Source organism: Desulfosporosinus burensis (assembly GCF_054657535.1).
On record NZ_BAAHYN010000005.1, the window covers coordinates 124,935 to 147,156 of the forward strand.

Genomic DNA, 22,222 nt, shown 5'->3' on the forward strand with positions numbered 1-22,222 from the left:
CCATCACCTCAAATCAATCTAACATTTCTCGGATGATACGCGCCACCAGAGTTCTAGCAAGTATCACGGGTTTACCTGTAATTTTACTCACTATATCTTTCATTTGAACCGTATAGCCAATACAGTCCATCACGATGATATCGACGTCTTTGTTACTCAGCTCTTCGGCAGCAGCCATAACATGTTGTATATCCCCATACGGGGAGCCAACTACGGCCTCTACTGTGGGTACGCTTTTACCCCAAATTTCCAAGCACTGACGAATCTGATCTTGATCCGGATTAATAACTCCTATTTTACCACGGGGGGCCAAGTTCGGAACTACTGCATGCAGCAGAGTCTGACTACGGTCATGTCATGCATTTTGTCGCTATTCATATTTGACCATTTTACTTGTATGATGCAGATTCACGGTCACACTACCCGTTTCAGCGTGTATGTTTTGAAACATTAAAAGGGCAAGAGGCTATTAGTGCACTAATAGCCTCTTGCCTTATATTATTGAGGCACTTCCTCCTGACATGTTATTATGTGTGACCGACGGGAAAAATTATCTGCAAGTAGCTGAAGGAGAAGATCTAAAGATAGGTATTACAGTTGGAAGCCAAGTTCTGCCCCCAAAACAGGATCCGCCTCCCATATTTGCCCATGGAAATTAGTTTTCGAATCTACTCTTTCTCAACAAATACGGGGAAGGTGTTCCCCTTCAAGCATGCCAACAACCCGTTTTCCCCCGAGAGGGGTTTCTAATAGAACGAGCCCAAACTTTCCTTCTTGAACTTGCCCGATACGAGCAGCATTGCGCCCCAGTGGGTGTGCTTGCATGTTCAGGAGAACTTCATCCGCCACTTCCGGGGCCACGATGACCAATACTTTTCCTTCGTTCGCTAAGTATAGGGGCTCCAGACCTAACATCTCACAAGCACCTTCTACGCTAGGAGAAAGTGGAAATTGTTCTTCTACTAAGAGCATACTTACTCCAGCCTGCCCAGCCAATTCATTGAGTGTTGTCGCTACACCTCCACGGGTAGGGTCTCTCATGCATTTAACTCCTGGCAAATAAAAGGCGTCGATAAGTCCATTTAAAGGCGCACAATCGCTCACAACCGGGGTTTGAAATTCAAGCCCTTCTCGCTCAGATAAAATCGTAATCCCATGATCCCCAATCGTTCCAGTAATGAGGATCTCATCACCTGGCCGAATCTGCTCTGGACCAACTAAACGATCTGTAATATACCCAATCCCAGTCGTATTTATGAAAATTTTGTCCGCACTCCCGCGTTCCACAACTTTCGTATCCCCACAGACAATCGCGACGCCTGCTTCGGTGGCTGTCTCAGCAACACTCTCAATAATCCGTTCCAACTCATCCATGGGTAAGCCTTCTTCTAAAATAAGTGCGAGCGTTAAAAACTTCGGGATCGCTCCACTAACAGCTAGGTCGTTGACCGTACCACATACTGCAAGCTTGCCGATATTTCCTCCGCGAAAAAACAAAGGTGAAACCACGAAAGAATCAGTTGTGACTGCCAATTGCTCTCTACCTGGCAATAAAGTAGCATCATTCATCTGATCGAGGTAAGGATTTCCTAAGTATTTTTGGAAAAGAGTACGAACTAATTCATGACTAAGCCGCCCACCGCTTCCATGGGCCAACATAATGCGTTCCATTAATCCACACTCCTTTGTGCGTATTGATGATAAGCTGCACAAGACCCTTTAATTTATAGGACTTCTCTCTAACCTTTTGTTACCTAGGATAACTAGCATATCGTATTTTGCAGGCACCTTCTGTAGTAGTCATACAGGGACCTTTAGGTTTTTCCGGTGTACACTCCTTATCAAAATAAGGACAATCTTTTGGTTGCTTTTCTCCTCGTAAAACTTCAGCACAGCAGCAAGTTTCCTCTGTTTCAGGCACAACTTGAGACTTTTGTAGACCAAACTTACTTTCTGCATTAAACTTTTCATAAATATTCTTTAAAACCAGACGGGACTCCGGCAATGTTGGCAGACCCCGCCAGGGAGCATTTTCCGCTTGGAAAACTTGAGCCAGTATCTGTTTGGCGGTTGGGTTTCCAGTATTCCTTACGACCCTGGAATACTGGTTTTCTAATGAACTGGCATTTTCGCGTAACTGACATACTACCTTTAGCACCGCTTCTATGACATCTATAGGTTCAAAGCCGGTAATAATCAAAGGTAATCGATATTTTTCAAGGATTTTTTCAAAGGGTTCGGAACCTGTAACCATGGCTACGTTTCCGGGACAAATTACAGCATCAATACTACTCGTACTCAGTACATATTCCATCGCCGGTAGAGTTAGTCTATGGGACGAAATAATTGAGAAATTGGTCATATCGGTTGCTTCCATGATCGCAGCACCCGTACTGGGTGCGGTGGTTTCAAATCCAATAGCAAAGTGAACTACTTGTTGTTTTACTTGCCTAGCTAATTGCAAGGCCTGATTTATATCACTGACCAATCTAATATTGGCACCCTCTGCTCTCCATTGTTCTAATGAACCCCGGGGTGTGGGGATAGTTAACATATCACCATAAACAGTTAGAATTACATCATACTTTTGACACACTTCCATAGCCAAGTAAATTTCACTAATGGGCGTAACACAAACGGGACAACCTGGCCCGCTCACCAAATTAATATTGTCCGGTAACAATCCTCGTAAACCAAATTGAGTGATAGTATGCTCATGAGACCCACAAAAATTCATAATCCGTATCGGACGTCCCTGTAGCTCAATGCATTTTGTTGCAATGGCGTCCAGCAATTGTCTTGCGTAGGCATCCGTGGCAACTGTATTCCGATAGTAACCAGGCAAGTCTTTCAAGATTTCCGTAGCGAATCCGGCATGTACCACCACATAATGTCCAACTTCCACTTTAGGAACCAGGACAATGGAGGTCTCCTTCATGGCACCGCGAAAACTACATAGCGCTCTTGTCCCTTTAATCTCCATCACTTGGCCAATCGCTGCAACACACACCTTTAGTCACCTACTTTATAAAATCAGAACATATTATTAATAACTTGCAGCTCTCAAATTTTGGATTAATTTATCTCTAATGTAGCCAACTTCTTGCATGACAGGTCCACCCAAATCAAAAGCGGAAACCCCTAACACATCTGACTCAGCTATCTCCTTACTCTTCGACATAATACCTAATACAGTTAGTTCGGGGATATTTTCTTTAATAAATTTCACATCAGAATCTCCGGTAACCTTATTACCCACTACAAACACCTGTCGGATACCCAAATCTTTGGCTAATTGTTGAATGTGCTTAGCTGTCTGGATACTCCTTAAACCAGGTTCCACAACCACAATTAAGGCCTCAACCCTGCCGGCTGTTCCTCTACCTAAATGTTCAATGCCCGCCTCCATGTCCATGATTACTACTTCTTCTCTTTGCACAAGCAGGTGTTGCATCAAGCGTTTGAGTATAGTATGCTCCGGACAAACACAACCCGTTCCCCCTTGTTCAACAGTACCCATGACCAAGAGCCGAACACCTTCATGTTCTACCCAAAACATCTCGGGGATGTCATCCACTTTTGGGTTTAAGATAAATAGTGAGCCGTATCCGTCCTCGGCACCTGTTCGTTCTTTAGCTAGCTCTTTCATTTTAGAAACAGGTGTTATTTCTTTGAAGATATTCTCTGGGATACCGATAGAAGAAGCTAGATTAGCATCGGGATCAGCATCAATGGCTAAAACCCGATATCCGGATGAAGCAAACTGCCGAGCCAAAATCCCCGCCAATGTTGTTTTACCTACGCCACCCTTACCCGTAATCGCGATTTTCATGCTATATACCCAATCTCTTCCTCATTTAATTTCTTCCTAAATATCTTGCTTCACAGATTTAAGATTTATACTCTTACGATGCCTTCTTTTCTAGATTAAATGTTTAAACCCTTACGTTTTTCCTTAATGACAGACAGTAATTTTTCTGCAGCCTTTTCCGGGTCTGTCTCTACTAGGAAGTATCCGCCCACAAGGTCTTTCAGTTTATCAGTGAGAATTTCCGTTACCACTTTTGACCCGGTTACTTGGGGGATAGTACCTAAATGAGTCGTTAATCCTAAAGAAACTGCCCAGGTTCCGATAGCCATTGCTTTTTCTGACATTGTCTCCGATGCTGATACTACTAGCGGCAATTTGTTCAGGTCGACTCCCAGCTTTTGGGCCACGGCCACAGCGACGGAAATGGCCCGTGTATTATCAACACAGGATCCCATATGCAATACTAGCGGTAACGGACCATTGAGCCCATTCGCTTCCCCTATGGCAGTTAGAACTGCTTTCAAACCTTCGCCGGCATACTTTTGCGTAGCCTCCTGAGTCATCAGGCCATGTTTGGAGAAAGCACCGGCACCACAACCGGTTGCTAATAACAGAACATTATTAGCCGCCAACCGTTTGGCTATTTCTATGAAGTTTTGGTCCTGCACCACATTGGTACTATTACAACCAGCGAACAGGGCAATCCCCTGTATATTTCCATTCACAATGTTGTCCAGTAACGGTTTTAAGGGGTCTTCAGGGTTAAGCTTGCTTAATGCACCAATGATAGCCTCAGCACTAAAGCCGACTACCGCTGTCTCCTTGTATTGAGGAATGTTAATTCGTTTTGGATCTCTACGTTGGTAGGCTTCTATGGCAAGTTCCAAAATCTGCTTAGCTGCATCCATGGCCTTCTCTTCGGTAAATTCCACATGAGTGGCGCCAGGAATTTTGGTGGTGGGCATGGTAGTGATTAATTCAGTGTGGAAACACTCTTTGATTATTCCCAAGGAGGGCATGATACATTGGACATCCACCACCATAGCATCCAGGGCCCCTGTTAAAATCGGCATCTCCTGAGAGAGATAATTAGTAGCCAGAGGTACTCCGTGCCTCATCATCACCTCAGTACCCGTACAACAAATACCTACAATGTTAAAACCTTCAGCGGCCCCAGCCTTTTTAGCGGCATCATTTAGTAATAGTGCAGCATCACAGACTATCTCACTGAGCAGGGGATTATGACCGTGTACCGCGATGTTAATAGCATTTTCTTTGATAACTCCCAAATTGGCTGAGGTTACCGACGGTTGAGGTGTACCAAATAAGACATCCGATAATTCGGTTGACAAATACATTCCGGTATAATCCGCCAGGGCACCTTTTAAACCTCCCAATAGGATATTAACCGGATCAGCATCACAACCCACATGGGTTCTGCTCATAATCTCTGCTACAGCAGCATCGATATTATGGGGCATGACACCGAGATTACTTAACTTTTCGGCACGTTCTTTGGTCATGGTAGACACTGCCCACTGACAAGGCACTTTGGCGTTTTGCCGTGAGAAGTCATCTAAGCTAACTTTAGCCACTTCCTTAGCTATTTGTTGCAAGTTCTTACCATCGGTTTTGATACCGAGACGTTTAGCCACTTGCTGTAATTTGGCTTCATCCTTTATTTTGTAGGCCGATGCATGCCCCTCGCCTACTTCAAATAGAGCCATGGCAATATGACGGCCATGATCGGAGTGTGATGCCGCTCCGGCTGCTATACCTCTAATCAGATTGCGCGCCACAATGGTATGTGCATCTGCTCCACATACTCCCCGCTGGGGACCATTACCGAAGGGATCTACCCGGCAGGGGCCTTTCCAACAAATCCTGCAGCACACACCTAGCTTTCCAAAACCGCACTGGGGTTGTTGAGCTTTAAATCTATCCCAAACCGTTTGTATTTTATTTTTTTCTGCAACAGGTAAAAGTTGTTGAACTGCTCTATCAATTGAAAATTTAAAGTTCATAAATTTTCTCCTCCTTACGTCCTAATTGACCCGATAGCCCTTGATTTGGCTATTTCTTGAACTCTAGCTGCTAAAACCATTTGCCGGTAACTTTCATAATCCACTAAGGCCAGAGCCTGTGTAGGGCAAGCTTGCACGCAGGCACAGGCCTCGGTAACTTTTTCATGCCGACTGAAGCAAAGATCACATTTCAGGGCTCTAGCCTTGTTAGTTCTTTTTCCTTCAGTTTTTTGTACCGTTTCAGTTGTCATTACTATAGATCCAAAAGGACAAACCATAGCACATATTTTGCATCCTACACAATTTTCACGATTTAGCTTAACTAAACCATCTTCCTGGCACAACGCACCGACAGGACAAACATGGGCACAGGGAGCATCCTCGCATTGGCGACACTGGATGGGTACCACGGTAGCTTCGACCTGTACTACAATGTTTCTGGGCTTCAATTGCATTTGTTTGGCTACTGCTGTCTCTAAATCACAACCGGCATAGGCCAAGGCACAGGCAATTTCACAACTCTTGCAGCCCAGACATTTATTAGGGTCAGCGTAAATAAAATTATTTTCTTTTAGATTTGCCATTAGGCGCCACCTCCTTTAAATGCTCATTCCGCTAACAAACTGTCAATATAAAACTCCTTCCCGGAAATCACCTCCACCGCATTGTCACTACACTCAGGGCAGATAAATCTATAATTTTTTACTTTGAAAGTTTGTCCACACTGCCGGCACTTGCCGCGCAGAGGTACTCTTTCAAAAATCAGCTGTGCTCCTTCAGCAATAGTATCTTTGGCAAAAACCTCAAAACAGGCAGATAAAGTCATTTCTTCTACTGCCTTCATTTCCCCAATCACCAACTTCACCTGACTGATTTTTTCTAGCTTTAATTCCTTGATTTTAATATTTATAATTTGAAAAATACTATCTACGAGAGCTAATTCATGCACAATCAATCGCTCCCTTCAGCTACCTTTCAGTGCACGAAATACATGGGTCAATGCTCCCTACTATTACCGGGATATCGGCCAGCTTACATCCTGGCATCATAACCTGCAACGCTTCCCAGTTCATGTAGGTGGGGACTCTCCATTTGATGCGCTCGGGAATATCGGAACTGTTGGTTTTGACAAAATAAAGTAATTCGCCACGGGGGGCTTCTGACTTGGCAACTGCTTCACCGGCGGGAATAACGGGTAAATGATCTGGACAGGTGGGGCCTTCTGGCATTAATTTGACAGCTTGCTCAATAATACTGATGCTTTGGCCAATCTCTTTGAGTCGTACCAAGGCCCGAGCATGCACATCACTGCTTGTTTCGGTAATTACATCAAAGTCCAAGTAGTTATATGCGGCATAAGGGTTTTCTTTGCGGACATCATAAGCTACATCCGAGCCCCTGGCTACCGGGCCGACAACTCCATACTCTATGGCTTTATCTCGAGGCAAGACCCCAACCCCTTCGGTACGTAACCGGATTAACTTATTAGTCATGAACAATTTAATGATTTCCTTCAGAGGCTTTTTGAGCTTTTGTAGATTGGTCGTTAAATATTTAACTCGCTCTGCCGTTAGATCGTATCTAACACCACCAATACAATTGGCCGCCAGATCCATGCGATTACCATACAGGGTTTCTTTGACGTCTTGCATAATCTCCCGGATTTGCATGATGTGCATGAATAACGAATCAAATCCTATGATATGAGCCAGCATCCCAGCATTAAACAGGTTGGAAGCAATTCTTTTAATTTCATCGGCGACCACTCGCAAGAATTCTGCTCGCACCGGCACCTCAATCCGGGCGATTTTTTCTAAAGCCATACAGTAAGTGAAGGGATGATTATTGGAACACAGGGAACAAAGTCTTTCAGTCAGCGTAATATTTTGATAGATATTGCGCTGCATGGTCAAAAACTCCATCCCCCGGTGTACGTGACCGGCAGTAATGTCGACACCCTTTACCGTCTCGCCTTCCACTGCCAATTTAAAATAAATTGGCTCTTCTAACACCACATGGATCGGACCTATGGGCACAGTATAACTACTCATCCTTACCCATCCCTTCTTTTGGAGAACCCATGACCTTTTCCCATAAGGTTGTGCTGGTAGCTCCGCTCATAGCCATGGACAACGGCACCATAGTATCTTCTGTTAGGTTAATGCTGTCGTCTAAAAACAACCTTTGGGGATTTGGATGCCCTTCAACTGTGACGTGATACATTTCCTGCATTTCTCGTTCGTTCCAATCAGCACTTTTTAAAACAGGCGTTATGGACTTCACTTTATGCAATCCATCCTTGAGAGTGATTGTACTGGTGATGGTTACACCACGAATATCAAAGTGATACGCTATACTTAATTTCTTTGGAGTATCCTCCTCACCGTGTAAATAAGGCGTAATTGTAATTACCCTACCTCTAAAGGCAGCTACTAATAGAGCTACTTGGTGAATCATTTCCGGATCAGGTAGATAACAGTGCCCCCAAATCGCCTTCTTGGTGTCTTCTTCCCAAATCATGCTCACATCAGAGCCAAAGGTTTTATACATCTGAGTATCTATCTCTTTGATTCTTCCGTCCAACGCTTATTTACCCCGCTTTCCGTTGAGATTTGACGACGACAGCCTTCACATAGGTTTTCAAAAGCTTTAGTCGGACCTTCTAGATCTCCGTAAACTCTCGATAGTAATTCCTTTACAACCGGCACCATGGGTTGGCCACACCGCCGACAGGCCACATATTTAATAAACCCAGTTTCAACATAGTTATATTTATCTGCTTGTCTGTGGGCTGTATGAAAATCTGTCGTCAGGCGAATGGCTTTGGTCGGGCAATAATGTTGACACAAACCGCAAAAGGCGCAGGTATTATGCCAAAGGATAAAATTCAACCCGCTTTTATCCTCAGCCTCAGTAATTCGAATGGCTCCACCGGCACAAACATGCTCACACATCCTACAGGCCACACAAGCCTGCGGATTATACTTGATCTTTCCTCTTAAACCGTCAGGGGTAAAGGTATCCCCAAAGGGATACGGGTCGGTAGCAGGTCCCTGACGAAGGTTACGCAAAATAATTTTTAAAAACGACATGAAATCCTCCCCTACACGCGCTGTTTCCAGATTTCCACGGCCTCTAGAATACCATCAATTATGGCCTGGGGCCGGGGTGGACAACCAGGTACATTTACATCTACGGGTATATATTGATCCAAAGGCCCTTCTACAGCATAGCTATCGCGGAAAACCCCGCCCGATATAGGGCAAATCCCTATTGCCACCACAACTTTGGGATTGGGAATCTCGTCATAAACCCGTAAAACTTTTTCTTTAATCCGAGCCGTTAAGGGACCGGTAATTAACACGATATCGGCATGCTTTGGGCTACCACAATACTTACATCCCAGTCTTTCTAAGTCGTAACGGGGAATGCAAGCTGTTGTGAGTAATTCCACATCGCAACCATTACAGGAACCGGCATTGATTCGATAAAGCCACGGCGATTTTTGGACGATCTTTTGTAAAATTGACTTATACACCCTAGTCGCCTCCTCCCTCCAGAAATTGTGCCTAAGCCCGACCTGTAAGCGTCAATATTAAACTGATAGCAGCAAGCCCAGTAGGAAAAAACAGGTAAAACTTAAAAGCTTGATCAATCCGTAACCTGCCTGTAGATGTTCGTACCAAAGTAATAGCAAAAATCATGAGTAAACAGATTTTAAATACAAACCACAACAGGTTGCCAAACTTGCCAAAGGGCAGTATTGCGGGAAAAAACAATGCTACAGCAATAGCTAAAACAATATATAGCTTCATTGCGTTCATAGCTTTGAAAAAGGCCAGTCCAATCCCCGAATACTCAAGAATAGGTCCTTCAACTATTTCCGTTTCGGCTTCTGGAATATCAAATGGTACCACCCCGATGGTTCCAGGTATATAGCATAAGAGTGCCATTACCGCGGGCAATAGGGTCAAATCACCGATTAGGGAACCATTGCCCAACTGATAATTGACTATTTCACTCAGTGAAAAGCTGACTGTAATTCCTTGCAATACACCTACTTTTAAGGCCAGAGTTAGAAATACGATAACTAGTGGAATTTCATAAGCCATCATCATCATCATTTCCCGCGAAAATCCGATTGCTCCAAAGGGGGAAGAAGATGCTGAGCCAGCAAGCATCAAGGCCAATGCTGGAATGGCCAACAAATAGAGCAGAATCAATAGATTGTTCACCTGACTCAACCCGTTATACACCCCCGGAATGGGTATTAACACGGCGGTTGCGAACATTCCCACGAATCCCAAGATAGGAGCCAGCTGAAAAGCTGTTTTGTGGGCAGTTCTTGGGATCATCAATTCTTTATAGCAAAGCTTCACCATATCAATAAAAGGTTGATATAGCGGGGGGCCTACCCGGCGCTGCAGCCGGGCTGCTACCTTGCGATCAATCCCCAATAGCACCAGCCCTATGATCAGGGCAAAGAGCCCGCCTGGAAAGACTACCGTATTAAAAATGAGTATTAACGTATCTTTAAGCATCCCCCTGCCCCCTATCCTGGCCAAATAAGCGTTTCAAACCGACTAACTCGCTTTTTATCAATTGTTTAGGTGTTTCATAGAGGTGATGGGAAGAAACTTGCAACTCTTCTGGTTTTAAATCAACATTCCCGCACGTATAAACTTCAGTGTATCTGACCTTCCGGCTATAAGCTGAATAAACCGCCATACTGATTAACCCTCCTACCACTAAGAGGATTACCAAGATACCCAAAGACCACAATCCATTAGCTGAATACAGGTTAAATAGATTGGGATCGATTGCCGGTTGTCCAATCTCCCTTTGAATTTTGGCAATAAAGCTTAAGGGCAAACCGGGTACTGCCCCAAATAATATACATAAGCCGGCTAAAACAACCATCGGCGCTAACATAGTAGCGGGAACTTCCCGAACCTGGCTCAACTTCTCAGGTAACTGCCCGAAAAAGGCCGAGTGCAAGAATTTTACAAAAGATGCCATGGTTAAAACACTGGCGATTAAAGAGATGAGTGCCAGACTAGTTTCTCCCTGCTCCATGGCAGCCTGGTAAATCAACCATTTGGAGACAAAACCACTAAAGGGAGGGATTCCGGCAATGGAGAAAGCACCGATAGCAAAAACCAGAGTAGTGACGGGCATTTTCTTAGCCAGTCCCCCAACCTCATCTAAACTCTTGAACCCGGTACGGTAAATGATGGCCCCTGCACCCAGGAACAGGAGGTTTTTAAAGAACATGTGATTGACCATGTGCAAAAGCCCTCCGGCGACGCCTAAAGCCGTTCCTAAACTAACACCTAAAACAATGTAACCCATCTGGCTCACGGTGTGGTAAATCAGAAGCTTCTTCATATCACTTTGGAGCAAGGCCATGGCTACGGCCCAAAGTATCGTTAATCCACCAACCCAAGCCATGGCTTCCCTTATTTCAATCCCCAGCATGCCGCTCAATTTAGCGATTAAGGATACACCAATCGTGGCATAAAGCAGTTTCATAATCCCAAAGGGGGCACTCTTTAAAAGAACTGAGGAGATATATCCACTCACCGGAGTAGGCGCTGCGGGTGGGTGCATCTGGTAATCGATGCGAAAAGGCAGCATGGCTGCTTTCATGAGAAAGCCAGCAGTGATCAACAGAAGGGCCACGGTCAACTGAGCCGGTGACATAGTGGCCGCCCGCTCCCCCAGTAAACTAAACTCGAAGGTTCCTGTGGCAACACTAAGGATTAGAACTCCAAAGAACATCAGGGTTGCTCCTGCATAGTTAAAAATGAAATATTTAAATCCTTCCCGGAGGGCCTCCCTGGTTTCTTCATGCACAATGGTAAAATATAAGGCCCAGCTGCTCATGATTTCCCAGAAACCAAAAAAGCTGAATAAGTCTTTACTTAAGGCAACCCCGATCAATCCACCAATCATGGTCAGGAAAAAGAAGTAAAACCGGTTTTGGGCATGGCTGTGGTCCATATACCCCACTGAATAGAGAAGGTTTAACACACCAACAAAAGCAATTAATAAGGCAAAGCTTACCGACAATACTGAGGCATTGCCATTAGAAACCAGTAAGCTGATAGTTGTAGTTACCAAAGTTGCTACTCCAAACCAACCGCCCCATTTCGGACTGTATCTCCCCGCCAAATAAGCTAATGCTCCACCGACCATCGGGATTACCACCGCTAAAGGCCAGGTTATCGTTAGGTTGGGTATGGAAGTTGTCGGCATATGGCTAGCCCAAGCCACGGTATCAGCTGCAGGTTTAATTAGGCTTAAGGCATATTGCGGGAATAAACCATTAAAAACTACCAGGACAGCTAAACCTGCCGAGGGAAGCAACATGGCCTTCGGACTTTCGGAAACGGCTGGGCCATCATAGTCTTCAAAATACATGGTTTTGATCAAGCGCAAATAATAAAAGCATCCGATAAAGCCACCTAAAAGAATCACACCGGCGTATAGCCACTGCCCGGTTTCAATCAAACCATACAGCATCATGAATTTGCTCACAAAACCGGCAAAAGGCGGTAACCCCATAATGCCCAGGATCCCGATGCTAAAACACAAGGAGGTTACGGGCATCTGCTTGCCGATCCCTTTTAGTTTGCTGATTTCCTGGCTCTTCACCCGGAATATCATCGAACCAATGGCTAAAAATAGTAAGTTTTTCATGACGGCATGATTTAAAACGTGACTCAAACCACCCACCAGACTCAAGTAATTGGCACTCCCCAAGGCAATTACAATTTCCCCAACTTGAGCCATGGTAGAATAGGCTAGCATTTTTTTTACGTCTGTCTGTTGTATGGCTTTTAAGTCACCATACAACAAAGTTGCAGCGCCCAAGAAAGCCATTAAGGAACCAAATTTGAAGTCTCCCACTAGGTCAGTTTTGGAGAGTAATGCCACTCCAAACACCATAAAGATCAGCTTTAAAACCCCGTAAATGCCTATCTTAGTCAGTATCCCGGACATGGGAGCCGAGATGGAGGAAGGAGCTACCGGGTGAGCCGCCGGCAACCAGCTATGCACCGGTACTAAGCCTATTTTGATGCCAAAACCTAGTAAGAAGCCTAACGCCAAAGCTAATACTAAGGTTGGAGGTAACTTATCAGCATTTTTGGCAATTACATTTAAGCTAATGCTACCCACCTGAATCTGCAGGGCAAAAGCCGCAATCAGCAATGCATAGGCTCCAGCGGTACACATCATAAAGTATTTATAGCCGGCCTCCAAGGCTTCTTTGGTTTGCTCATGAATAACTAAAAAGTAGGAGGAGCAGGTCATTAATTCCCAGAACGCATAAAAGTTACCCAAGTGGTTAGTGGTTGTTATACCAATTAGACTAGCCTGCATAATCATCAGGAAGAAGAAATATCTGTCCGAAAAGCGCTTATTTTTAAAGTACGCCGTTGAATAAAGGGTTACTAATAAACATACAAAAGTCATGAGTAGGGCAAAAAGCCTAGATAGCCCATCAAGGTCATTCGTTTGCCACACCAGCACAACACTTACTACGGAAATAACTACAGCCACTATATTTCTTAATGAAGCAGAAGTCTTACCAAGGATATAGACAATAAAACCACCTAAATAGGGGATCAAAACCAACCACGACCAGTGTGATTCCAGTTTAGCCAGGGTTTCAAAGTTAATATCATAAATTAAACTTAGTACGTTGTTAGCCATCAAGTGCATGATTGGCTCTTGAAATAAAGTAAGCAACACAGTTAGCAGACCGGTTCCCAATAACAGCAGCTTGGTTGGGCGTGATGTTTGTTGTTGCTCTGAACTCTCACCCAGGCAAAGCATGTGAAAAATCTTTAAGAAGCATCCTGCTTCTATTAAACTTGCCAATACAACTAGAACAGCTAGAAGGTAATGCTCAGTGCTCACTGCGGAATAAATAATCAAAAGTTTACTCATGGAGCCTTTAAATGGCGAGATCCCCATGGCCGAAAACAAACTGAAACCAAAAATAGTAGCCACAAAGAACTGCTTACTACCCAAACCTGTTAAATCCTTAGTGTTGGGTGAATTCCCTAACCTAATCAACTGCATTGCCGCCAAATACATTAAAAACCTGACAATCAATTGATACAGGAAATGAAAACCTGCCCCTACTATTCCATTACTGTCTCCTAAACCAAGACCCACAAATACAAGACCCATTTCTGCCACTGCGGATAGAATAATAAATTCCCTAATCCGATGAAGGCGTGAGGCTGCATAAACCTTACCCACCAATAGTATCAGTACACCTATCACTGTTAAGCTTGTGATTGTGTAACTATTCACAAAATTACCTAAGCTCACCCGTTAACCCTCCTTCCTTTCGCTAACCCTTAATGTATGTTCTGATTTTACCACCGGACGAATTTGTTTATGTCTGCTTAATGACGCTCCCTTAGTACGACACGCTCTACTATACGCCGGGTCCAATCCTCAACGCCCCGATCTTTGGATGCCGAAACGTAAAAAATCTCCAGACCGTGATTAAGACCCTTAACATCATGCTCTAATTCTTGAACGCTAAAATCGGTATAAGGAAGAAGATCCATCTTGTTCAAAACCAACATTCCTGCTTCCTGAAACATCAAAGGATATTTAAGAATTTTATCATTACCTTCCGTGGTACTTAAGACCACGACGCGCAAATCTTCCCCAAGGTCAAACTCAGCTGGGCAGACCAAATTACCCACGTTTTCCACAATAATCAAGTCTAGGTTTGCAAGGTCCAGACTATCCAGGGCTTGGTAAATCATCCGGGCATCCAGATGGCAGGCACCATTCGTATTAAGCTGAACCGCAGGAATCCCCTGCGCCGAAATCCGATCTGCATCACGGGTTGTCGCAATATCACCCTCGATAACAGCAACTCTTAGCTGTAGTTTAAACCATTTTAAAGATGCCTCCAAAAGTGTCGTTTTTCCCGCCCCTGGGGAACTCATAATATTTAATAAATAAATATTGTTTGCTTGGCATAACGTACGGATTTCTTGCGCCGCCTGCTCATTGCGTGCTAGTAGTGGCGTTCCTAATTCAACTTTAATAGTCATTCCGCCGCGATCTCCTCTCCTTGGTAATGTTCAATTAGGAGCTATCCTTCACCTAGAGCTCTTCAAACTCTTGACTTTTATTAGCTGGTCTTAAATTGAGCGATTGCTTTTGTAATTGGACTTTTAACAGTTCCACTATACAAATTATAAAATAAAAGAAATAAGAAAGCCGTCAGGATTCTGATGGTTTTCTTATTTCTTTTACAATTCTTTTAGTTTTCTTCCATACAATTTTGTAAGGATTGAATATCCCTTATGATAATAGATTTACGGCTAAGAATTAGGATTTCTGCTTTCTGCCAGCGGTTGAGAAAGGTAGAGGCCGTTTGACGGGATGTTCCCACTGCTGAAGCTATTTCTTCAACTGTTAACCCTAAGTTTACGAGGGTACCGTGTTCAGAAGTCTGGCCTTTTTCCCTAGCAGCTTGTAACAAAAAACTCGCTAAACGTTCACCCACATCGCGAAAAACGAGGTTTTCAATAATTCCTAGGGTGTTTGCCAAGCTTTCTCCTAAGACTTTGATCATGCTGATTAAGACAACCGGATCTTGAAGCATAAAGCTGCGAAAGGCTTTAATGTCAATAGTCCAGACGATCGTTTCTTCCATTGCTTCAGCAAAAGTGCCCGAATGGCTACTATAGACATCCCCGGGTTCTAAGAAGGCAATCGTGAACTCCTTACCGTCAGGATAATCGAGATAAATTCTAACTTTGCCCTTAATGACAATTAAAATAAAATCTTCTTGCTTTTCCGGGGTAAAAATACATTCTTTTTTGCGGAATGAACGTTCGTGGGCAGATTGATTCAGTGTGAGTGAATGTTGTTCGCTTAAGACCTTAAGAAGAGGAATTTTAAGCAATTCATCAAGGTTAATTTCAGGTAGCCTAGACTTCACTATTTTAATCCCCTTTTCATAACCTTGAATTTAATATGTAGATCATATGACATTGCGCAAGGATTGTCAACGACGCCCCTAAGCAATACTCAGCCTATACTTAAGCGATAGTTGGTTAAATTCTGTACGGTGTTATGGTCTTTGATATAATTTAAATTCTAACTGAAGATTCGCACCCCTCTAAACCACTGTTTCTCTACGCGAGGATAAACAACTGCTTTAGAATACTACACACGCTACAAATCACGATTCTCTAATAATTGCGAGGAACTTAGCTTGGAGTGCTGGGGTAGACGCGATACCTTTCCAAGTACAATTTGTATTCTTCCAACAAAGTTTAGGGATATCATGACTGAAGCAGGTTTCGATGATGTAAGGCTAATCTTGGCCAATTGGAAAGAAAAAGGCACTTACAGAAAGGCTGCTGGATTGTAAATGATTGGCTTCATTTTCTCAATACTCACAATTATTTTAAATAGTAGTCTCACCTCACTCTATTTTTCAGCAAAAGCTACGACAAAAAATTGGTTTTATGAACTTAGCATTTGTTTTTATAAATCCCATTTCATTAACTGTCCGTTGACAAAAAGAGGGTTATTGCATATAATTAACTTAACAAATATATCAAGTTAATATATTTGTTAAGTTATATGTATAGCCTACGTTGTCTATGGGGAGAGTAATAAAATGTCACTACAATTCAATGATGATGGATTCCTATCGCCTCAAGATTACCCAATGACTATAGAACAATTAAAAGATTCGTTATTAGTACGTGGACCTGAAGATGGTTCTCCATGGAATCATCAGAAACGTTTAATGTTAGTCAATAATTTAGGTATTCTAGTAAGTCAACTATATACGGTAGGAATCAATGAAATCTTTATTGATGGTTCCTTTGTCGAAGATAAGGCAAGTCCTAGTGACATTGATGGTTACTTTGTTGCTAATCCTCATACACTCCCAGATATAGTAAGAGAATTAAACAAAATAGACCCCTATAAGGTGTGGACTTGGGACTGGGGCAGTAGAATTTATGATCGTAATTCTGCGAAACCGCAATTACCTATGTGGCACCGTTATAAAGTGGAATTATATCCCCATGTAGGCCAATGTTGTGGAATTTTTGATGAAAACGGAAATGAACAGATGTTTTCAGCAGCATTTAGAAAAACCCGTGACACATTCTTACCAAAAGGTATTATTCAAATAATTAAATAAGGAGTGGAAAAGTATGATTAAAAATGAACCAGCATATCAAAGAGCTGTTGAAAAATTAAAACAAGATCTAGAATTTATTATAAGTGAAAAAAAACGTTTTGAAGAAATGGGGTTAAATTCCGAACAAATTAAATTGGCGATACAACCTCTATTCTCATTTCATGAACAATTAAAAGCAGAAGTAGAGTATTACGAAAAAATAAAACGTGGTTCATTTAATCCGATATATAAATTCACTGATATCGGGAAAACCCTTATTGCATATAGAATATATTTAGGGATGACACAAGCTGAATTAGCTAATAAGCTAGGAGTTAGTGAGTCTCAAGTGTCTAGAGACGAAAGACACGAATACTACGGAGCTACTACAGAGAAAATCGAAACGGTAATGGAATCAATGGGGATGAAAGCTACTATTAACATTGAGATTGATGGAAAATTAGGAGCATAACAATAATGATCTACAGTTCCCCTTCCTTTTAGATTCCCAATTAAAGTCTAGAGATTACGACGCGACCCGACGCGCCTGTGATTTTGCTCGTTCGAATTGGCTCAAAAAATTATATTTTGTACAACCAAGGGGTATTGCCCATATTATTGTGGACACATACCCCATTTTTAATCATAAGTAATTATGGACTATATAATTAACGGATTAGACAAGGAATGTTTATCCATATCCCACAGGAATCCTTTTCTTACAAAAACGTTGCTGGACTGTAAATCCTCTTTTGAAAACAAGCAACTGATACTGGCTTGATCAATACAAACCAGATATTGATAGTTGGCTGACCGAAGACAAAAAAGCAAAACGTAAGCAGCGACACACTGCCCAGCGAGTGTTTGACAGGTTGCAAGATAAGTATAAGGATGGATTCGGATGTTCTTATAGAACCGTGGCTGGGTACAGACCCGTTCTGCATTCATGTCCGACTTCATCTGAGATAGAATCATGCTAATCCTACGAAATGGAGGCATTAGCCATGAAAGATCAGAAGAAAGCGGAAGAGATTGCTGCTCGGAGGGTACAACTTTTGTCACCGTTACTAGCAGACGGGTTGGACCCAGCCAAAGCCCGTCAACTTAAAGTTGTCCTTTGTGAGCAATCAGGTTTGTCCGAGCGTACACTGCGTCGGTATTTGACGCAGTATCGAAAAGAAGGGTTCACTGGGGTTATAGCTCTCGGACTATGCGGATGTATACGAATGACGGAGCTGCGGCTCGAAGGTTCCAGAAACGACACCGCAATCAATTATGGCAATCCGACATAAAATATGGTCCTTTTCTTCCGATCGGCCCGAACGGCACCCTCAAACAAGTGTATTTCGTTTTGTTTATTGACGATGCAACACGTTATGTCCTGCATGGGGAGTTTTATCCAACGCTTGATCAGGCTATTGTGGAAGACTGCTTTAGAAAGTCTATCCAACAAAATGCACTTCCGGAGGCAGCCTATTTCGACAATGGAAAACTGTACCGCACTAAGTGGATGGGGCGAACCTGCTCTAAACTGGGCATTCGTTTATTGTTCGCGAAGCCATATTCCCCAGAATCGAAAGGTAATGGAAAGCTACTCGTAATGGAAAGTTGATTCAAAATTACCGCATAATAGGCAGGATATCAGATGATTTACTTTCCATTATCATCCAATCAAATATTGGGCATTTTATGTCTATAAAACGATTGGAGGTAATTATGCATAATCAACATTTAGGGATCTCAGAGCTGATTTCGAAAGTAACATCGGAACTTAAGAAAGCCCAGTATTCAGATCAACGACTCAATGTGTTTATTCCAACATGGAACCAGCTAAAGAGTTACATGGTGCAGAAAGAAGAAGTAATCCTAGATGCCAAAACAGGTTTGGATTTTTTACAGCAAGCATATGGTATCGCAGTTTTCAAGAAACTACCTACCAGAAAGGCTATTCATGTAAGGGCAGTGAATCTTCTTACGGATTACCAACTCCATGAGATCGTATTGTCAAAAGCTAAGCGCAAAATACATACATACCATCCGCAGTTTCAGGATGTTTTTCAAGGCTACATCGATTTTAAACGGCATGAGGGTATTTCGAACGACACTCTACAATCCTATGCTATATACTTGGATCGATTTTCAGATTACTTGAACCATAATAATTTAAGAGATATTACGGAGATGGATAATGCTTTGGTGTTAGGATTTTCTAACACTTTTTTGAATTATTCACCCGCCGTTATCCACTGCACCCTCTGCGCACTGAGAACGTTCTTTCGTTACCTTTATCAGAAAAATATTGTATCAAAGGATTTCTCATATAACCCAAGTTTGGCGTAAGAATTTTCCAGCACCTTACGTAGCAAGGCTTTGAAGGCATACATTGATAGTATTTTTGTCACTACAACGTATTTTCCAAGGATTTTGTTATCTGTTTTAATACCTTAGGTTTCAATAGATGTTCACAGTTGAAGAGTTTTGTCCATTTTATCTGTTCCTCCGTCATTTCTGTTACTGTGAATGAATAGCCAGATGAGCCTTTGATGCCTACTTGATTTAACTGGCAGCTTTTCACTTGTTTCAAAACGTCTATTGGGGATATTGAATTACCAGTCCTTTTAAGCATGACTTCCATCGTATTTATCAATAAGTAGGCCAATATGCAAACTGTGACATGGGACTTGACTCCCTCGGGACGAGTCAAGTGAATCGGTCTCAAGGCTAATTGAGACTTCATTTCCCGAAATGCCTCTTCAATTTTATTCATTTCCCGAAATGCCTCTTCAATTTTATTCTTTTCCCGGTATCTCTGAATAATTTCAGTTTGTGGAATCGTCACATCATTAGTAATGAAGCAAGTCATACCATCCAATCGTCTCATTTTCGTTTCCCCAGTCTTATCAATTATCGCAGATAACTGGAAAGAATGGGCTAGACGCACCGAGCCGTCTTTTTTAGGTACTTTTACCTCGATGGGCGTAACAGTGACCTTCACCAATGACTTGAGTTTTCGTTGGGAGATTATTTTTTGAACCTCTCGTTCGACGGTTTCCTTTTGACGGGATTTCTTAGCTACAGCCAATTTTACGTTTTGTTCGGCAATCCAAGTCATGGTTATAGTAATTCGTCTTTCTCGTGTAGCAATATCTTCAAAAAAACGGGTAACGTCAAATGAGAAGATGAATCGTCGTTTTCCAATCCGTCCTTCTCGGGTATAAAAGAACTGATTATCGTCGGTTGGTACGAATTCATGAAGAGCTAGGATCTGTTCGTAATCCTCTTTTGATGCAGGCTCCGGAACAAACTCTTGGAATAACGGATGGCAGGCCATTTCATCCTTATCCATAGCAGACAGATAGGTAAGTCCCTGTGTTTCAAGTAAATCCAGGTGATCATTTGATACCATCCCACGATCAAAAACAAGATGACACGTTTTTAAACCGAATCGCTGTTTAAGATCGTTAACGACACTGGGTAAGGTGGTGATGTCCTGAGTATTTCCTTCAAGTACCTTCCAGTAAAACGGTGAACCCTGTGGGGTAACCATAAGAGCAATGACGATTTGCTCCAAATCTGGTCGATGGTCACGGGAATACCCCAGTTTAGCAATCACGCATTGACTGCCTTCCATATAAGTAGAAGTTATGTCATAGAAAAATCCTTCTCCAACAGTAGGATCAAGACGTTGAAGCTGAGTATAGAGATGGGTTTGTAAAGCGTTTTCCTGTTTGTTAAGGGAATCCAATTCCCGGTATACGGCGTAATCATCCGGTAAGCTGGGAGCTCCAAACACTGATGGTAACACAGTACTCTTCATCCATTCCACAACGTGAATTTTACTGAGCGGTTCAATACAGCGATTAAGTACCATAGCCTCTACCAATAAGCCATCTTGGAAAAACTTCTGTAACTGAAATGTTTCCCAGAGGGAATGTAACAGAATGATGGGTAGAAACAGCCAATGCTTTGTGACTACAATATCGGAACGTTTGGCTAAAACGAGTTCTGAATCCTGTTGTGCTTTAAGGATTAACCTCATTCGTTCTGCATCATCTTCAGACAAGACACCAAGGTTCTGGATGAGGCGGTGCTTAGGTTTCCCGTCTTTATCTCTATAAGAAGCGACGATTTTATAGTAATTGTAGGTTTTTCCTTCTTGTTTAATGGTAACTTTTTTGAGAAACATTGTAGCCCTCCAATTCTAAGATGTTGGGACTACACAAAGTATACCATGAAACACGCTTAATTAATAGGATTATTGGTATATTTTATCCGCTTATTTAGGACTACAATATTAGGGCGGGTACCCTGGAAGCATTGATATATAAGGGTTTGGAAAAATATGTCGCCAAACTCGGGATATATAGTTCCCCGGGACGGGTATCGTAGTCGTTCGAAAGTCCCGTCGGCCTATCCGAAAGCAGATGTGGAAAAGTTGCTGGCATCCGTTGACAGAGGAAATCCAAAAGGTAAGCGAGATTATGCCATAATCCTTCTGGCGGCAAGACTGGGATTGCGTGCACAAGATATCTGTGACTTGAGTTTTCAGAACCTGAAATGGGAAACAAATACCATCGAACTTGTGCAGGAGAAAACAGATGAACCGATTGTACTGCCTTTGCTTGAAGATGTCGGTACTGCAATCATCGATTACATAAAGTTTGCAAGACCAGATATTCAGAAAAACGCCCTATTTTTGCGTCTTGTCCCGCCTATTGAGAAATTGGAAGCGCCAACCCTCCATAGTATTGTCACGCATCATTTGCGAAGGGCTGGAATCGAGATTCAGGACGGGAAAAAGCATGGACCCCATGCATTGCGCCATTATGTAGAGCCTCAGATTATGGGGAGTATAACACAATAATCTTCTAAATCAGCTTAATTTATGTGAAAACACTCCCCATAATCTTTTACTCACAAAGTGAATTTAACCATCTCATTAAGTTACCGTCTTCTTCCCAGTTTGGCAGTCCGTCAGGCACTAAATCCGGATATGCATTTTCAATAGCTTTGCGTTTCATCTCGCTGTCTGCCCGGGCATATATTTCTGTTGTTGAACAATCACTATGACCAAGGAAATCCCGGATATATATTAAGTTAACTCCTGATTGAAGCAAATGCATGCTTTTGCTATGCCGAATATGGGGAGTTGGTGCAATAAGTAACCGTTTTAAAGGATTCTTTGCCAAAACACTCCCCATA

The 22,222-nt window shown here is 42.7% G+C and carries 21 protein-coding genes and 3 pseudogenes; 7 read left to right on the forward strand and 17 right to left on the reverse strand.

Annotated features, from left to right (window positions below):
- Window positions 1-13 precede the first annotated feature (13 nt).
- The 15 genes from ACYQ3Q_RS10035 to ACYQ3Q_RS10105 form a co-directional block, all read right to left on the reverse strand.
- Complete coding sequence (locus ACYQ3Q_RS10035) at window positions 14-337, reverse strand: AroM family protein (RefSeq protein ID WP_459928658.1); 324 nt, start codon at window positions 335-337, stop codon at window positions 14-16.
- Between the two features lie 341 nt (window positions 338-678).
- Window positions 679-1,671, reverse strand: coding sequence for a hydrogenase expression/formation protein HypE (gene hypE / locus ACYQ3Q_RS10040; RefSeq protein WP_459928430.1), 993 nt, complete (start codon window positions 1,669-1,671; stop codon window positions 679-681).
- Window positions 1,672-1,750: 79 nt separating this feature from the next.
- A complete protein-coding gene (gene hypD / locus ACYQ3Q_RS10045; protein ID WP_459928431.1) occupies window positions 1,751-3,010 on the reverse strand; it encodes a hydrogenase formation protein HypD in 1,260 nt (419 codons plus the stop codon).
- Window positions 3,011-3,046: 36 nt separating this feature from the next.
- Window positions 3,047-3,832: an ATP-binding protein gene (locus tag ACYQ3Q_RS10050; protein ID WP_459928432.1), complete on the reverse strand. Its 786-nt coding sequence runs from the start codon at window positions 3,830-3,832 to the stop codon at window positions 3,047-3,049.
- Window positions 3,833-3,927: 95 nt separating this feature from the next.
- Window positions 3,928-5,835 carry an anaerobic carbon-monoxide dehydrogenase catalytic subunit gene (gene cooS, locus ACYQ3Q_RS10055; RefSeq protein ID WP_459928433.1) on the reverse strand — a complete coding sequence of 636 codons (1,908 nt, stop codon included), beginning with the start codon at window positions 5,833-5,835 and terminating at the stop codon, window positions 3,928-3,930.
- A gap of 14 nt (window positions 5,836-5,849) precedes the next feature.
- Window positions 5,850-6,419, reverse strand: coding sequence for a 4Fe-4S dicluster domain-containing protein (locus ACYQ3Q_RS10060; RefSeq protein WP_459928434.1), 570 nt, complete (start codon window positions 6,417-6,419; stop codon window positions 5,850-5,852).
- 23 nt (window positions 6,420-6,442) lie between these two features.
- Window positions 6,443-6,784 (reverse strand): hydrogenase maturation nickel metallochaperone HypA, encoded by a 342-nt coding sequence (hypA, locus tag ACYQ3Q_RS10065; protein WP_459928435.1) that lies wholly within the window; start codon window positions 6,782-6,784, stop codon window positions 6,443-6,445.
- Window positions 6,785-6,803: 19 nt separating this feature from the next.
- Window positions 6,804-7,886, reverse strand: a complete 1,083-nt coding sequence (locus tag ACYQ3Q_RS10070) for a hydrogenase large subunit (protein WP_459928436.1) — start codon at window positions 7,884-7,886, stop codon at window positions 6,804-6,806.
- Entirely contained in the window at window positions 7,879-8,418 is a 540-nt protein-coding gene (locus ACYQ3Q_RS10075; RefSeq protein ID WP_459928437.1) for an NADH-quinone oxidoreductase subunit C, read from the reverse strand. The genes ACYQ3Q_RS10070 and ACYQ3Q_RS10075 overlap by 8 nt, the downstream gene beginning before the upstream one ends.
- Window positions 8,394-8,927: a 4Fe-4S dicluster domain-containing protein gene (locus ACYQ3Q_RS10080; protein WP_459928438.1), complete on the reverse strand. Its 534-nt coding sequence runs from the start codon at window positions 8,925-8,927 to the stop codon at window positions 8,394-8,396. The genes ACYQ3Q_RS10075 and ACYQ3Q_RS10080 overlap by 25 nt, the downstream gene beginning before the upstream one ends.
- A gap of 11 nt (window positions 8,928-8,938) precedes the next feature.
- Complete coding sequence (locus ACYQ3Q_RS10085) at window positions 8,939-9,373, reverse strand: NADH-quinone oxidoreductase subunit B family protein (protein ID WP_459928439.1); 435 nt, start codon at window positions 9,371-9,373, stop codon at window positions 8,939-8,941.
- A 31-nt stretch (window positions 9,374-9,404) separates the two neighbouring features.
- Window positions 9,405-10,376: a respiratory chain complex I subunit 1 family protein gene (locus tag ACYQ3Q_RS10090; protein ID WP_459928440.1), complete on the reverse strand. Its 972-nt coding sequence runs from the start codon at window positions 10,374-10,376 to the stop codon at window positions 9,405-9,407.
- Window positions 10,369-14,181 (reverse strand): complex I subunit 5 family protein, encoded by a 3,813-nt coding sequence (locus tag ACYQ3Q_RS10095; RefSeq protein ID WP_459928441.1) that lies wholly within the window; start codon window positions 14,179-14,181, stop codon window positions 10,369-10,371. The genes ACYQ3Q_RS10090 and ACYQ3Q_RS10095 overlap by 8 nt, the downstream gene beginning before the upstream one ends.
- Window positions 14,182-14,258: 77 nt before the next feature.
- Entirely contained in the window at window positions 14,259-14,924 is a 666-nt protein-coding gene (hypB, locus tag ACYQ3Q_RS10100) for a hydrogenase nickel incorporation protein HypB (protein WP_075366380.1), read from the reverse strand.
- 212 nt (window positions 14,925-15,136) lie between these two features.
- Window positions 15,137-15,820 (reverse strand): Crp/Fnr family transcriptional regulator, encoded by a 684-nt coding sequence (locus ACYQ3Q_RS10105; RefSeq protein ID WP_459928442.1) that lies wholly within the window; start codon window positions 15,818-15,820, stop codon window positions 15,137-15,139.
- 231 nt (window positions 15,821-16,051) lie between these two features.
- Here ACYQ3Q_RS10105 and ACYQ3Q_RS10110 point away from each other — a divergent pair.
- The 6 genes and pseudogenes from ACYQ3Q_RS10110 to ACYQ3Q_RS10135 form a co-directional block, all read left to right on the forward strand.
- Window positions 16,052-16,255: pseudogene (locus tag ACYQ3Q_RS10110) on the forward strand (hypothetical protein); the annotation flags it as partial.
- A 252-nt stretch (window positions 16,256-16,507) separates the two neighbouring features.
- Window positions 16,508-17,041: a DUF6932 family protein gene (locus ACYQ3Q_RS10115; protein ID WP_459928443.1), complete on the forward strand. Its 534-nt coding sequence runs from the start codon at window positions 16,508-16,510 to the stop codon at window positions 17,039-17,041.
- Window positions 17,042-17,054: 13 nt separating this feature from the next.
- Entirely contained in the window at window positions 17,055-17,492 is a 438-nt protein-coding gene (locus ACYQ3Q_RS10120) for a transcriptional regulator (RefSeq protein WP_459928444.1), read from the forward strand.
- Between the two features lie 304 nt (window positions 17,493-17,796).
- Window positions 17,797-17,949, forward strand: a pseudogene (locus ACYQ3Q_RS10125) (IS21 family transposase); the annotation flags it as partial.
- A gap of 75 nt (window positions 17,950-18,024) precedes the next feature.
- Window positions 18,025-18,602: pseudogene (locus ACYQ3Q_RS10130) on the forward strand (DDE-type integrase/transposase/recombinase); the annotation flags it as partial.
- A 134-nt stretch (window positions 18,603-18,736) separates the two neighbouring features.
- Window positions 18,737-19,360 carry a site-specific integrase gene (locus tag ACYQ3Q_RS10135; RefSeq protein ID WP_459928445.1) on the forward strand — a complete coding sequence of 208 codons (624 nt, stop codon included), beginning with the start codon at window positions 18,737-18,739 and terminating at the stop codon, window positions 19,358-19,360.
- 61 nt (window positions 19,361-19,421) lie between these two features.
- Here ACYQ3Q_RS10135 and ACYQ3Q_RS10140 read toward each other — a convergent pair whose 3' ends face one another.
- Window positions 19,422-21,206, reverse strand: a complete 1,785-nt coding sequence (locus ACYQ3Q_RS10140) for an IS1634 family transposase (protein WP_459928446.1) — start codon at window positions 21,204-21,206, stop codon at window positions 19,422-19,424.
- Window positions 21,207-21,362: 156 nt separating this feature from the next.
- On the opposite strand from ACYQ3Q_RS10140, the gene ACYQ3Q_RS10145 reads away from it, so the two are divergent.
- Window positions 21,363-21,884 carry a tyrosine-type recombinase/integrase gene (locus ACYQ3Q_RS10145; RefSeq protein WP_459928447.1) on the forward strand — a complete coding sequence of 174 codons (522 nt, stop codon included), beginning with the start codon at window positions 21,363-21,365 and terminating at the stop codon, window positions 21,882-21,884.
- Window positions 21,885-21,930: 46 nt separating this feature from the next.
- Here ACYQ3Q_RS10145 and ACYQ3Q_RS10150 read toward each other — a convergent pair whose 3' ends face one another.
- Entirely contained in the window at window positions 21,931-22,209 is a 279-nt protein-coding gene (locus ACYQ3Q_RS10150) for a tyrosine-type recombinase/integrase (protein ID WP_459928448.1), read from the reverse strand.
- Between the last annotated feature and the right edge of the window lie 13 nt (window positions 22,210-22,222).

What these genes read in the sequence shown, in the direction of transcription:
- ACYQ3Q_RS10090 (WP_459928440.1), bottom strand. Translation starts at nt 10,376, where the DNA reads ATGCTTAAAGATACGTTAATACTCATTTTTAATACGGTAGTCTTTCCA.
- hypE (WP_459928430.1), bottom strand. Translation starts at nt 1,671, where the DNA reads ATGGAACGCATTATGTTGGCCCATGGAAGCGGTGGGCGGCTTAGTCAT.
- ACYQ3Q_RS10135 (WP_459928445.1), top strand. Translation starts at nt 18,737, where the DNA reads ATGCATAATCAACATTTAGGGATCTCAGAGCTGATTTCGAAAGTAACA.
- cooS (WP_459928433.1), bottom strand. Translation starts at nt 5,835, where the DNA reads ATGAACTTTAAATTTTCAATTGATAGAGCAGTTCAACAACTTTTACCT.
- ACYQ3Q_RS10140 (WP_459928446.1), bottom strand. Translation starts at nt 21,206, where the DNA reads ATGTTTCTCAAAAAAGTTACCATTAAACAAGAAGGAAAAACCTACAAT.
- ACYQ3Q_RS10145 (WP_459928447.1), top strand. Translation starts at nt 21,363, where the DNA reads ATGTCGCCAAACTCGGGATATATAGTTCCCCGGGACGGGTATCGTAGT.
- ACYQ3Q_RS10115 (WP_459928443.1), top strand. Translation starts at nt 16,508, where the DNA reads ATGTCACTACAATTCAATGATGATGGATTCCTATCGCCTCAAGATTAC.
- ACYQ3Q_RS10070 (WP_459928436.1), bottom strand. Translation starts at nt 7,886, where the DNA reads ATGAGTAGTTATACTGTGCCCATAGGTCCGATCCATGTGGTGTTAGAA.
- ACYQ3Q_RS10060 (WP_459928434.1), bottom strand. Translation starts at nt 6,419, where the DNA reads ATGGCAAATCTAAAAGAAAATAATTTTATTTACGCTGACCCTAATAAA.
- ACYQ3Q_RS10050 (WP_459928432.1), bottom strand. Translation starts at nt 3,832, where the DNA reads ATGAAAATCGCGATTACGGGTAAGGGTGGCGTAGGTAAAACAACATTG.
- ACYQ3Q_RS10080 (WP_459928438.1), bottom strand. Translation starts at nt 8,927, where the DNA reads ATGTCGTTTTTAAAAATTATTTTGCGTAACCTTCGTCAGGGACCTGCT.
- hypB (WP_075366380.1), bottom strand. Translation starts at nt 14,924, where the DNA reads ATGACTATTAAAGTTGAATTAGGAACGCCACTACTAGCACGCAATGAG.
- ACYQ3Q_RS10120 (WP_459928444.1), top strand. Translation starts at nt 17,055, where the DNA reads ATGATTAAAAATGAACCAGCATATCAAAGAGCTGTTGAAAAATTAAAA.